Below are 11541 nucleotides of genomic sequence, written 5' to 3' on the forward strand. Positions count from 1 at the left end.
ATTGAATGTGTTGTGCTTTGCCAGTCTGGCATCAGCAGGTACGTTACCCGCCCAATTGGCGCGCTTACTGGAGCAGTCGAGGCTGTTTGTGCTGCCACCACGCAGACCAGGCCGACATTGCCCGCGAGTCGTGAAGAACAGGGCACACAAATATCCAACGAAAAATGCCAGTCAGCGTTAACTGACTGGCATTACCCTGACGGGGGTTTTGCATTGGCGAGGCTTCGCAGCCGGTGCTCAGTGTTGCCGAGCCGGTTCCTGCGCCGCTTCCGCGGCAGGAGGCGTGCTCAGGCGCAGCGCGCGCGCCACTTCCTGTTGTGCCCGCTCCGCCAGCGCAAAGCGGGTTTCCAGTCCGTTTTCCCATGCTTTCAGCGGCTGGCCGTAGCTGACCTCTACCTCCATCGCCGGCATCGCCAGCACTTTGCGCACGCTTTGCAGAAAAGTCAGATCGCCGATGAATGCGGGCTCCAGCGTTTGTTGTCCGTCCGCGCCGTAGTAGCGCAAGCCCACCGGCTGCACGGTGCCGCGCGATAGCAAGGCGGCTTCGAACAGCGAGGCCTTGAACGGCAAGAGATTCAGGCCATCCGAGGTGGTGGACTCGGGAAACACCGCCATGCAGGCGCCGTTTTCCATCGCATGCGCCAATGCCTTGTAGACGCGGCTGGCGTCCTTGCGCTTGCTGCGGTCGATGAACAGGGTGCCGCCCAGGTGCGCCAGCCAGCCCAGCACCGGCCAAGAGCGAATCTCGCGTTTGGCGACGAAGCGGGACACCGTGCAGCTATTGAGCACGAAGATGTCCAGCCAGGAAATGTGGTTGGCCACCAACAAGGTGTTGGGCGGGTAAAAACCAGGATTGACGCCGTTGATCCGTACGCTGATGCCCAGAATTTTCAGCGCGTGGGCGGCCCAGCGCCGGGTAACGACGGCGCGTTCGGCGTGGGCCAGCCGAGAATAACGGGTGGCCAGGATGAAGACACCGATGGCCAGGTGGCCGAACAGGCGCGCGACGCGTCCTATCCGGGTGAGCGAAGAGGTTGTGGCGGTTGACTTCAAGATGCTTTGAGGCTCGGTGCGCAAGGTTGAGGCCGTAACTCTAGCATGGCTGGCATAGCGGACAATAGTAGGAACTGCGTTGGCCCTGGCGCAAATGCCGGATCGGCGTGCCGCATTGCCGGCAGGGCTGGTCCTGCCGGCCGTACACCATATAAGTTTGCTGGAAATAGCCGGGCTTGCCGTCGCTGTGCACGAAGTCGCGCAGCGTGCTGCCGCCGGCCTGGATGGCTCGGTTCAGCACGCTACGGATTTCCTCGGCCAGCCGGCAGTATTCGCCGTCGCGCACCGCCTTGGCGGCCCGGGCGGGATGGATGCCGGCGTGGAACAGCGCCTCGTTGGCGTAGATGTTGCCGACACCGACCACCACGTGGTGGTCCATCAGCATCAGCTTGACCGCGCTGCCGCGGCGTTGCGCGGCCCGGATCAGCGTGTTGCCGTCAAAGTCGTCGGACAGCGGCTCGGGCCCCAGCGCTTGCAGCAAGGGATGGTGCTCAATGGCGCCGACATGCCACAGCACCGCGCCGAATCGGCGCGGATCGCGGTAGCGCAATACATCGGGGCCCAACAGCAGGTCGACGTGGTCGTGTTTCTCCGGCGGAGTGTCCGCAGGCAGGAAACGCAGGCTGCCGGACATGCCCAGATGGATGATCAGGGTGCCGGCGTCGGTGCCCAGCAGCAGGTATTTTGCGCGGCGGTCGACGGAACGTATCGTCAGGCCGCGCAAGGTGGCATGCAGCTCCGGCGGCACCGGCCAGCGCAGGCCGGCATGGCGGACCACGGCGCCGTCCAGCTTGGCGTTCAATAGATGGGGCAGAATCCCGCGGCGGGTGGTTTCGACTTCTGGCAGTTCAGGCATGGGTAGAATGGCGCGAAGATAAAAACAGGTCATGCTATTCTACGCATTCAACAGGTTTATAAGCAGGTCTCTGACTCCATGCGAATGCAACGGCTGAAAAAAACACTCCCTTTGCTGATGGTCGCGCTGCTGTCGGCATGCGCCAATTTCAAGCACCCGGGCGCGGCGAAGTCGGTCAATGCCGGCAAACCGGCCGGCGACGAGATCGCGATAACGCAGAAAGAGGACGAAAGCCAACTGCCCAAGGCGGAACTGACGCCGGAAATTCTCTATGGCGTGGTGGCCGGCGAAATCGCCGCCCAGCGCGGTTCGGTGGGCGCTTCCGCCGTGACCTATCTGGAGCTGGCGCGCCAAACGCGTGATCCGCGGTTGGCGCAGCGAGCCGCTGAGTTTTCTATGTTCGCCGGGCTGCTGAAGGAAACCTCGGAAGCCTTGACCTTGTGGATGGAGCTGGCGCCTGATTCGGTGCCGGCGAGAGAGCAGTTGTTCATCACCCTGCTGCGCGCCGGCAAACTGGCGGAAAGCAAGCCGCTTATCGAGGCGTTACTGCAGAAAGAGCCGGAACGGGCGCCGGCGATCTTCGTCCAATTGGCGCGGCTGACCTCGCGTCAGAGCGACAAGCAGGCCGCCTACGATTTGGTCAAGCAGTTCGCCTCCCGTTATCCGGACCTGGCCGAGGCGCGCTTCGCGCTCTTGGCCGTGGCGGCCGAAGCTGGCGACCAAGCCACGATGAACCGCGAGTTCGACCGGCTGGCGCAGATCGCGCCAGCCTGGGACTTGCCGGTGGCCTGGCAAGTCGACCGGCTTCGCCGCGAGCAGCCGGAGCAGACTATCGATTTTCTGCAGCGTGAACTGGCGCGGCGGCCGAACGCCGGCCTGGAGCTGAAGCTGGCCAAGCCGCGTTTGCTGGTGGGCGCCAAGCGCTTCGCCGAGGCGCGCCAGGCTTTCGATCAACTCTTGCCGGGCAATCCCAATAACCCGGATCTGCTCTACGCTTCCGGCCTGATGGCTTACCAGATGCGCGATCTTCCGGCGGCGGAGCGGCATTTGCGCCAGGCGCTGGAGGCCGGCCATCCGGAGGCCAATTTCATTCGTTACACCCTGGGACAGATCGCAGAGGAGCGCCAGGACGTCGGCGCGGCCAAGGGCTGGTACGAGTTGGTGGGCGCCGGGCCGCAATTCCTGCCGGCGCAAGGCCGGCTGGCGGTGATGGAGGCGGGCGACGGCAAGCTGGATCTGGCCCTGGCGCGTCTGGCGCCCTTGGGCGGCAACGACCAGGAGAAAATTACTTTGGCCTTGCTGCAGTCCCAACTGGCGCGCGAGGCCAAGCAGCCGGGCAAGGCTCACGATTTGTTGAGCAAGGCGCTGCTGCGCATGCCCAAGGCGCCGGAACTGCTGTATGAGCGGGCGCTGGTATCGGACAGCCTGGGCAACGTCGGCAACGCCGAACGGGATCTCAAGCAAGTACTGAAGGAAAAGCCGGGCGACGCCCAGGCGCTGAACGCGCTGGGTTATACCCTGACTAACCGCACCAATCGTCATCAGGAAGCGCTCGGCTATATCGAGAAGGCGCTGAAGAGCGAGCCGGACAACCCCACCATTCTGGACAGCCTGGGTTGGGCGCAATACAAGCTGGGCCGCCTGGACGCGGCTTTGAAAACGCTGGAGAAGGCCTACGCGCTGTTGCCGGACGCGGAGCTTGCCGCCCATCTGGGCGAGGTGCTGTGGAAGCTGGGCAAGAAAGAGGAGGCGCTGGCGGTGTGGAGCAAGGCGCTGGAGGCTAGCCCGGAACATGACGTCCTGCGAGATACCATGCGCCGTCTGGGGGCGCATTGATGAGGTGGGGCGGTCTGATCCTGGCCTTGTCTCTTGCGGTAACCGGCTGCGCGACGCGGGATGCGGTGTTCATGCCCTCCGCGACGCAATCCGCGGACCAGCCGTTCGCAGTCAGCGGGCGCTTGTCGATCAATCTGGACGGCAAGGGGCATGTCGCCAACTTCGATTGGCGGCACCAGCCCGAGCGCGACCAGCTGGCGATCAACTCGCCGCTGGGCAATACCGTGGCCGAAGTGATCCGCGACGCAGGCGGCGTCACTTTGCTAGCGGACGGCAAGGCCTGGCAGGCGCCGGATGTGGAAAGCCTGACCGAGAAAACCCTGGGGTGGCCGCTGCCGCTGTCCGGCTTGGCCTGGTGGATCCGCGGCATGCCGGTGCCGGGCGAAACTAGCGAGATCCGTCCCGACGGCGAATTGCTGCAGCAGGGTTGGCGCATCCGCTTCGTGCGCGAGGCCGAGTCCGGCGAGCGCTACCCCAAGCGCGTGGACCTGGCCAGAGACGGATTGACGGTAAGAGTGGTAGCCCGTGATTGGCGCTGACCGCATCACCATATTCGTGTTATTTCAATGATTGCCATGGTGTTTTGTTGATGAGTTCCCCCGTATTCCAAGACTTCCCGGCTCCGGCCAAGCTCAATCTCTTATTGCACGTCGTCGGTAAGCGCTCGGACGGCTATCATTTGCTGGAGACGGTGTTCCGTTTCATCGATTTCAGCGACACCGTGTCGCTGGCTTTGCGCGACGACGGCTGCATCGTGCTGGAAACGCCGATTGCCGGCGTGGACCCGGAGCAGGACCTGACCGTGCGCGCGGCGCGTCTATTGCAAGCCCATGCCGCTTGCAGGCAGGGCGTGAGCATCCGCTTGGACAAACAGATACCGATGGGGGGGGGCTTGGGAGGAGGAAGCTCCGATGCCGCCACCGTTTTGCTGGCCTTGAACCGCATGTGGGGACTGAATCTGCCGCGGGCGGCGTTGCAGGAATTGGGCTTGAAGTTGGGGGCGGACGTTCCGGTGTTTATTTTTGGCCGCAGCGCGCTGGCCACCGGCGTAGGCGAAAAACTGAATGAAATCAAATTGAAGCCGGCATGGTATGTGGTAATTCACCCTCAGGTGCAAGTGCCCACCGGCAAAGTATTTCAAAATTTTTCGCATGAGGTGTTGACAGAGATAGGGGGCGTCGGCATAATGCGAATCCTCGAAACAACGCAGCAGCGACGAAACGATCTGCAAAACGTTGTTTCGAATATGTACCCAGCGGTGAATGAAGTGCTGACCGAATTAAGAAAATATGGTTCGCCGCTGATGACTGGTTCCGGTTCCTGTGTGTTTCTGGAGTGCCAGTCTAAAGACGAAGCCGATAAAGTTTATCAGGCGGTGTCGATAAAATATAAGGGGTTTTTAGCAAAAGGACTCGATGTCCATCCCTTGATCGACAACGCTGAATAAAGGTTAGTGGGGAGTCGCCAAGTGGTAAGGCACCGGATTTTGATTCCGGCATTCGTAGGTTCGATCCCTACCTCCCCAGCCAAGACTTTCTCTCAATAAGAGAGAGCATGAAAAAAGCGTGTAAGAATCCCTTACACGCTTTTTCTTTATCTAGCTAAGGCACACGAATCATGGCGGCATACGACAGTTTGATGGTATTCACCGGGACCGCGAACCCGGAACTGGCCCAAAACGTAGTCAAACATCTGGATATCTCGTTGGGACGCGCCGACGTCGGCAAGTTTAGCGACGGCGAAGTGGCGGTGGAGCTGCTGGAAAACGTCCGTGGACGCGACGTATTCATTTTGCAGTCGACCTGTTCGCCGACCAATGACAATCTGATGGAAATCCTGACTATGGCCGATGCGCTGAAACGCGCTTCGGCCGGTCGTATTACCGCGGCGATCCCGTACTTCGGCTACGCGCGCCAGGACCGCCGCCCGCGTTCCGCCCGCGTGCCGATCTCCGCCAAGCTGGTGGCCAATATGCTGACCAGCGCCGGCATCGACCGCGTGCTGACCGTGGACCTGCACGCCGACCAGATTCAGGGCTTTTTCGATATCCCGGTGGACAACGTTTACGCGACGCCGGTGTTGCTGAAGGACATCCGCTCGCAGCGCATCGAAGACCTGATCGTGGTCAGCCCGGACGTGGGCGGCGTGGTCCGCGCCCGTGCTATGGCAAAAGCCTTGAATACCGATCTGGCCATCATCGACAAGCGTCGTCCCAAGGCCAATGTGGCCGAGGTGATGAACATCATCGGCGACGTGTCCGGCCGCACCTGCCTGATCGTCGACGACATGATCGACACCGCCAACACCCTGTGCAAGGCGGCCAGCGCTCTGAAGGAGCGCGGCGCCCAGCGCGTGCTGGCCTATGCGACTCACCCGATCTTCTCCGGTCAGGCGATCGATCGCATCAAGAATTCCGACATCGATATGGTGGTGGTGACCGACACCATCCCGTTGACCGCCGAGGCCAAAGCCTGCCCGAACATCCGGGTGGCCTCCATCGCCGGCCTGCTGGCCGAGACGCTGCGCCGGATCAACAACGAAGAATCGGTGTCCTACCTCTTCAATGAGGAACTGGTTGCGGCGGGCGCCTGCCTGCCGTGAACATCGGGCCCGCTGGTCGCGGCGGGCCGGGTGCTTTTAATCTGAAACTGGAGTTTTGCCATGTCTTTTGAATATACCGCCAGCAAGCGTGAAGAGTCGGGTACGAGTGCGAGCCGCCGCCTGCGTCACGCCGGCCAGGTTCCGGCCGTTGTTTACGGCGCTTCCAAAGAAGCCGTATCCATCGTTCTGGACCACAACACCATGTACTACGCGCTGAAGAACGAAGCGTTCCACACTTCCGTTCTGGATCTGGTGATCGACGGCCAGAAAGAACAAGTTAAAGTGGCTGCGTTCCAAATGCACCCGTACAAACAGCAAGTAATGCACATCGACTTCGCTCGCGTGTAATCTAGCTGCCGTGCCGTCTGACGGTAACGGTTGAAAAGCTCGTTGCTAGCCGTCGGCCCGCAACGAGCTTTTTCATTTGGAACAGAGAATATGTCCGGCATTCGCCTGATAGTCGGCCTGGGCAACCCCGGCGCCGAATACGATAGAACGCGCCATAACGCCGGTTTCTGGCTGGTGGACGAGTTGTGCTGGCGCTATAAGGGCAGCTGGCGCACGGAAGGCAAGTTTCAAGGCGACGTCGCCCGCGTGGATATCGAGGGACAGGACGTCTGGCTGCTCAAGCCGATGACCTATATGAATTTGTCCGGACAGGCGGTGTTGGCGCTGGCCCATTTTTACAAGATTCTGCCGGACCAGATCCTCGTGGTGCACGACGAACTGGATCTGTCTCCGGGCGCGGCCCGCTTCAAGCAGGGCGGCGGCCACGGCGGCCACAATGGTTTGAAGGACATCGCCGCGCGACTGAGCTCGGCGGCCTTCTGGCGTTTGCGCCTGGGGATCGGCCATCCGGGGGATCGCAACGAAGTCGCCAATTTCGTGCTGAAGAAGCCGCGCGCCGAGGAACAGCAGGCGTTGGACGAGGCGATCGAGCAGGCTTTACGGCAATTGCCGGCGGCCATCGGCGGCAAGATGGCGGCGGCGATGAAGGAATTGCACACCGCGGCCAAATGAGCGGCTGGGCAAATCGCCGGCTTGCCGCTATGCTGCGGCAGAACAAGATTTTTCAAGAATTCGAAGGAATGCGGACATGAGTCTGAAATGCGGTATCGTTGGCCTGCCCAATGTGGGCAAGTCCACCCTGTTCAATGCGCTGACCAAGGCCGGCATCGAAGCCGCCAACTATCCGTTCTGCACCATCGAGCCCAATGTCGGCATCGTGGAAGTGCCGGATCAGCGGCTGGCCGAACTGGCCAAGATCATCAATCCGCAACGCATCCAGCCGGCCATCGTCGAATTCGTCGACATCGCCGGCCTGGTGGCGGGCGCCTCCAAGGGCGAAGGCCTGGGCAACCAGTTCCTGGCCAATATCCGCGAGACCGACGCCATCGTCAACGTGGTGCGCTGCTTCGAGGATGAGAACATCGTTCACGTCGCCGGCAAGGTGGATCCGATCGCCGACATCGAAACCATAGGCACAGAGCTGGCGCTGGCCGATCTGTCCGCGGTGGAAAAGGCGATGAACCGCGAGGGCAAGAAGGCGAAATCCGGCGACAAGGACGCGCGCGCGTTGATCGCGGTACTGGAAAAGCTGGTGCCGCATCTGGATCAAGGTCTGCCGGCGCGCTCGCTGGACTTGAGCCCGGAAGAAATGGTCTTGGTCAAGCCCTTGTGTCTGCTGACGATCAAGCCGGCGATGTATGTGGCCAACGTGGCTGAAGACGGTTTCAGCAATAATCCGTTGCTGGAGCGGGTGCAGCAGCTGGCCGATAAGGAAGGCGCGCCGGTAGTGGCGTTATGCGCGGCGATCGAGTCCGAGATTGCCGAACTGGACGACGCCGACAAGGCCGAATTCTTGGAGACGCTGGGCTTGGAAGAGCCGGGTCTGGACCGCCTGATCCGCGCCGGCTACAAGCTGCTGGGCCTGCAAACTTACTTTACCGCCGGCGTTAAGGAAGTGCGCGCTTGGACCATTCACATCGGCGACACCGCGCCGCAGGCGGCCGGCGTGATCCACACCGATTTCGAGCGCGGTTTCATCCGTGCGCAGACCATTGCCTATACTGACTTCATTGCGCTGGGCGGTGAAGCCAAGGCCAAGGAGGCCGGCAAGATGCGGGCCGAAGGCAAGGATTATGTGGTTCAGGATGGCGATGTGATGAACTTCTTATTTAATGTTTAATCATAATTAACTGAAGAAAAGGCATGTGGCTCTGGCGCATGCCTTTTTTTTGGAAGTAAACTGAGATGCGGCAATATGATGCCGGCTGGATGTTGATAAAAGGGAATACGTTTTGGAACGCCAAGCTGAAATTGTGGATGAAATTGGTTTGATTGATGTTGTTTGTTTTTGCAAGGAACAATGGCGTTTGATGGTTTTCCTGCCCATCGTCGCCGCGCTGGCGGCGGTAGCCTTGGCCTTGAGTATGCAGGACAGATTCGCGGCGACTTCTTTGCTTCTGGTGCCCGCGCCGCTGGGGCCTCAAGGCGGAGCCAGCGTGTTGAAAGACAACGCGATGCTGGGGGAGGCCGTGGCTCATTTTGAACTGGCCAAGCATTACGATGTGGTAGGGATGGACAAGACCAAGCTCAGCCTGTTGGATAACCTAAAGGTTACCGCAGGTAAAGACGGTTTGCTTGAGGTCTCGGTCACCGATGTGGACCCGGCATTTGCTGCCCGGCTTGCCAACTATCTAGTGGAGCAGACCCGGCAGCGGATTCTGGGCTTGCACGTGACGGAACAGAGCAAGAAATATCTGGTGTTGCAGGAGCGGCTCAAGGTTGTGCAAGGCCAGGTATTGGAGGCGAGGCGTCAGCAGAAACAGTTGGGTGGCGTAACGGATGCCTTCTTGAACAGCGAGTCTGCGCGGGTGATCGAGAGTTTCGCGCGTCTGGAAGCGCAAATGAACGCCCAGCAAATGGAGGGGAATAGTCCGGTACAGTCGTCCTTGTTGCAATTGCGCGCGGAATTGGAGCGCAGCAGTCCGCTGGTAAAGTCGATCTCCCAGCGGCAGTTGGCCACGATGCGCGATTTGTTCTTCTACCAGGCCACGCTGGAAGAGCTGCAGAAACAGGCTTTGGTGGCCAGGGCGTTGATGCCGCAGGATGTGCAGGTGGTGCTGCCGGCAAGCCGCCCTTTGGAAAAGGCGGGACCCAAACGGACCATGATCGTGTTGCTGGCCGGGCTGGGGGGCTTTGTTTTGGCGGTGTTGATCGGGATGGGGCGTAAACTGTGGATTTCCCTGCGCCAGCGCTTGCAAGCAGAGTAAGATGAATTGACATCATGGCCGCTTTTCGCGGCCATTGTCCTATCTAGAACTTGGCAGCGCCAGCGGCTAGTGATATTCTCACTTTTGATTATTTTGTTTTTCAAAATTACCAAAGGTTATATTGATATGCGCAAGCTGATGACGGTTCTTGTAATGGCAGGCCTGGCTGGCCAGGCGTTTTCGGCGGACCTGCTGGATACGGTCAAGCAGCGCGGCAGTCTGAAAATCGCTTTGGAAGGCACGTATCCGCCGTTCAACTTCAAGGACGCCAAGCAGCAATTGACCGGCTTCGATGTCGAGATCGCCACCGAAATCGCCAAGCGCCTTAAAGTGAAGCCGGAATTCACCACCGCGGAGTGGAGCGGTTTGCTGGCGGGCTTGCAGGCCGGCAAGTTCGACATTGTGGTTAACCAGGTGGGCCTGACCGATAAGCGCAAGGAAGTGTTCGACTTTTCCCAGCCCTATACGTATTCCAGCGCGCAACTGATCGTGCGCAAGAACGAAACCCGCGCGTTCAAGAGCTTGGCGGATCTGAAGGGCAAGAAGCTGGGCGTGGGACAGGGCAGCAATTACGCCGACATGGCCAAGGCCGTGCCCGGCATTGAGGTGAAAACCTACCCGGGCGCGCCTGAATATCTGCAGGATCTGGCCAGCGGCCGCGTGGACGCGGCGCTGAACGACAGCCTGCTGATTCCCTTCGCCATCAAGCAGGCAAAGTTGCCGTTGAAGGCCGGCGCGCCGGTGGGCGAAGTGGCGACGATGGCGATCCCGTTCGCCAAGAACAATCCGCAGTTCAAGGCGGCGATAGACAAAGCTCTAGGCGATATGAAAGCCGACGGCAGCTTCAAGAAGATCTCGGTCAAGTGGTTCGGCATCGATGTGTCGAAAGCGCCGGCGGCCAAGAAGTAAGCGGGGAACCTTTTTGAGTGGATAGGACAAGACGCCCCTGCTTGCGCGGGGGCGTCGGCTTTTTGGAAAAACGTGAATGACTGACTGGATTGTCCTGTTCGAATCGGCGCTGCCGGTGTTATTGCAAGGCGCGGGCTATACCTTGATGTTCGCGGTGATCGCGATGGTGCTGGGGCTGGCGCTGGGCTTTATCGTGGCCTTGCTGCGTGTCGCCAGGGTACCTTTGTTGGCGCAGGCGGCGGCTTTCTATGTCAGCGCAATGCGCGGCACCCCGCTCTTGGTGCAGATTTTCGTTATTTATTATGGTCTGCCCGGAGTGGGCATTGAATTGGGGCCGGTGACGGCGGGCATTCTGGCCTTGACCCTGAACGTGGCCGCCTACTTGTCGGAAAGCCTGCGAGGCGGCATCGCCGGCGTGCACCGTGGACAGTGGGATGCGGGCCTGTCTTTGGGCTTGAGCTGGTGGCAGACCATGCGCCACATTATTGTCCCGCAGGCATTGCGCTTGTCGGTGCCCAGTCTGTCCAATTCGCTGATCAGCCTGATCAAGGACACGTCGCTGGTGTCGGTGATCACGGTGACCGAGCTGATGCTGGCGACCAAGGAAGTTATCGCCCAGACTTTCCAGCCCTTGCCGCTGTATCTGGCGGCGGCAGCGATCTACTGGGTGTTGAGCGCCAGTTTCGAGCGAGTGCAGCGCTACGTGGAGCAGCGCTTGGAGTTGGCGCACAAGCGCTGACCGTCTCACAACAAAAAGCCCCGCGTTGCGGTAATGCCGTTCACTTAGCGGATCGAACTTGTTTGATCGGGTAACGGGACGGCTGCTTTTTCACAACGCGAGGGCATTCACGCCCTCGCCGTTGTTTCGAAAGTAGCAATTCACCCAAGCGCTCGCGCAGGCGAAGCAGCCGCGCCGGCAAGGTGCCGGGGCTGCTGATTGCTAGCCAGCTCCACTCGTAGCGCAAATAATGCAGCGCCGTCGTAAAGCTCAGATCCGTCGGTCTGACGCTG

Annotated in this window: 12 protein-coding genes, 1 tRNA gene and 1 pseudogene; 11 read left to right on the top strand and 3 right to left on the bottom strand. The window is 60.4% G+C overall.

The genetic code is table 11. The features are described 5' to 3' along the window. Positions 1-237: 237 nt before the first annotated feature. Positions 238-1053 carry a lysophospholipid acyltransferase family protein gene (locus tag B0T39_RS24235; protein ID WP_081551269.1) on the bottom strand — a complete coding sequence of 272 codons (816 nt, stop codon included), beginning with the start codon at positions 1051-1053 and terminating at the stop codon, positions 238-240. A gap of 40 nt (positions 1054-1093) precedes the next feature. Then, positions 1094-1909 carry a bifunctional DNA-formamidopyrimidine glycosylase/DNA-(apurinic or apyrimidinic site) lyase gene (mutM, locus tag B0T39_RS24240; RefSeq protein WP_081551271.1) on the bottom strand — a complete coding sequence of 272 codons (816 nt, stop codon included), beginning with the start codon at positions 1907-1909 and terminating at the stop codon, positions 1094-1096. Between the two features lie 78 nt (positions 1910-1987). Here mutM and B0T39_RS24245 point away from each other — a divergent pair, with 78 nt between their 5' ends. The 11 genes from B0T39_RS24245 to B0T39_RS24295 all read left to right on the top strand — a co-directional run bounded on the left by B0T39_RS24245 (position 1988) and on the right by B0T39_RS24295 (position 11269). After that, on the top strand, positions 1988-3745 hold the full coding sequence (locus tag B0T39_RS24245) for a tetratricopeptide repeat protein (protein WP_081551255.1): 1758 nt from the start codon (positions 1988-1990) through the stop codon (positions 3743-3745). Further along, positions 3745-4284, top strand: a complete 540-nt coding sequence (gene lolB / locus B0T39_RS24250) for a lipoprotein insertase outer membrane protein LolB (RefSeq protein WP_141111391.1) — start codon at positions 3745-3747, stop codon at positions 4282-4284. Before B0T39_RS24245 ends, lolB begins: the two co-directional genes overlap by 1 nt. 50 nt (positions 4285-4334) lie before the next feature. Further along, a complete protein-coding gene (gene ispE, locus B0T39_RS24255) occupies positions 4335-5192 on the top strand; it encodes a 4-(cytidine 5'-diphospho)-2-C-methyl-D-erythritol kinase (protein ID WP_081551259.1) in 858 nt (285 codons plus the stop codon). A 7-nt stretch (positions 5193-5199) separates the two neighbouring features. Next, positions 5200-5274, top strand: a tRNA-Gln gene (locus B0T39_RS24260). 88 nt (positions 5275-5362) lie between these two features. Further along, positions 5363-6346 (top strand): ribose-phosphate pyrophosphokinase, encoded by a 984-nt coding sequence (locus tag B0T39_RS24265; RefSeq protein ID WP_081551261.1) that lies wholly within the window; start codon positions 5363-5365, stop codon positions 6344-6346. A gap of 60 nt (positions 6347-6406) precedes the next feature. Continuing rightward, a complete protein-coding gene (rplY, locus tag B0T39_RS24270) occupies positions 6407-6694 on the top strand; it encodes a 50S ribosomal protein L25 (protein ID WP_043589895.1) in 288 nt (95 codons plus the stop codon). A 90-nt stretch (positions 6695-6784) separates the two neighbouring features. After that, entirely contained in the window at positions 6785-7366 is a 582-nt protein-coding gene (gene pth / locus B0T39_RS24275) for an aminoacyl-tRNA hydrolase (RefSeq protein ID WP_081551263.1), read from the top strand. Between the two features lie 76 nt (positions 7367-7442). Further along, complete coding sequence (gene ychF / locus B0T39_RS24280; RefSeq protein ID WP_043589896.1) at positions 7443-8534, top strand: redox-regulated ATPase YchF; 1092 nt, start codon at positions 7443-7445, stop codon at positions 8532-8534. 190 nt (positions 8535-8724) lie between these two features. Beyond that, entirely contained in the window at positions 8725-9621 is an 897-nt protein-coding gene (locus B0T39_RS24285; protein WP_176219653.1) for a hypothetical protein, read from the top strand. Positions 9622-9774: 153 nt separating this feature from the next. Then, positions 9775-10530 (top strand): transporter substrate-binding domain-containing protein, encoded by a 756-nt coding sequence (locus tag B0T39_RS24290; protein WP_254894635.1) that lies wholly within the window; start codon positions 9775-9777, stop codon positions 10528-10530. A gap of 76 nt (positions 10531-10606) precedes the next feature. Beyond that, entirely contained in the window at positions 10607-11269 is a 663-nt protein-coding gene (locus tag B0T39_RS24295; protein WP_081551267.1) for an amino acid ABC transporter permease, read from the top strand. Between the two features lie 40 nt (positions 11270-11309). On the opposite strand, the pseudogene B0T39_RS26005 reads toward B0T39_RS24295, so the two are convergent. Further along, positions 11310-11541: pseudogene (locus B0T39_RS26005) on the bottom strand (IS4 family transposase); the annotation flags it as partial.

The sequence above is a fragment of the Chromobacterium haemolyticum genome, from assembly GCF_002081825.1.
Taxonomy (GTDB): Bacteria; Pseudomonadota; Gammaproteobacteria; order Burkholderiales; family Chromobacteriaceae; genus Chromobacterium; species Chromobacterium fluminis.

Excerpts from the sequence above, each read along its gene's own strand:
- B0T39_RS24290 (WP_254894635.1), top strand. The coding sequence starts at position 9,775 with ATGGCAGGCCTGGCTGGCCAGGCGTTTTCGGCGGACCTGCTGGATACG.
- B0T39_RS24245 (WP_081551255.1), top strand. The coding sequence starts at position 1,988 with ATGCGAATGCAACGGCTGAAAAAAACACTCCCTTTGCTGATGGTCGCG.
- ispE (WP_081551259.1), top strand. The coding sequence starts at position 4,335 with ATGAGTTCCCCCGTATTCCAAGACTTCCCGGCTCCGGCCAAGCTCAAT.
- B0T39_RS24285 (WP_176219653.1), top strand. The coding sequence starts at position 8,725 with ATGGTTTTCCTGCCCATCGTCGCCGCGCTGGCGGCGGTAGCCTTGGCC.
- B0T39_RS24295 (WP_081551267.1), top strand. The coding sequence starts at position 10,607 with ATGACTGACTGGATTGTCCTGTTCGAATCGGCGCTGCCGGTGTTATTG.
- pth (WP_081551263.1), top strand. The coding sequence starts at position 6,785 with ATGTCCGGCATTCGCCTGATAGTCGGCCTGGGCAACCCCGGCGCCGAA.
- B0T39_RS24265 (WP_081551261.1), top strand. The coding sequence starts at position 5,363 with ATGGCGGCATACGACAGTTTGATGGTATTCACCGGGACCGCGAACCCG.
- mutM (WP_081551271.1), bottom strand. The coding sequence starts at position 1,909 with ATGCCTGAACTGCCAGAAGTCGAAACCACCCGCCGCGGGATTCTGCCC.
- ychF (WP_043589896.1), top strand. The coding sequence starts at position 7,443 with ATGAGTCTGAAATGCGGTATCGTTGGCCTGCCCAATGTGGGCAAGTCC.
- lolB (WP_141111391.1), top strand. The coding sequence starts at position 3,745 with ATGAGGTGGGGCGGTCTGATCCTGGCCTTGTCTCTTGCGGTAACCGGC.
- rplY (WP_043589895.1), top strand. The coding sequence starts at position 6,407 with ATGTCTTTTGAATATACCGCCAGCAAGCGTGAAGAGTCGGGTACGAGT.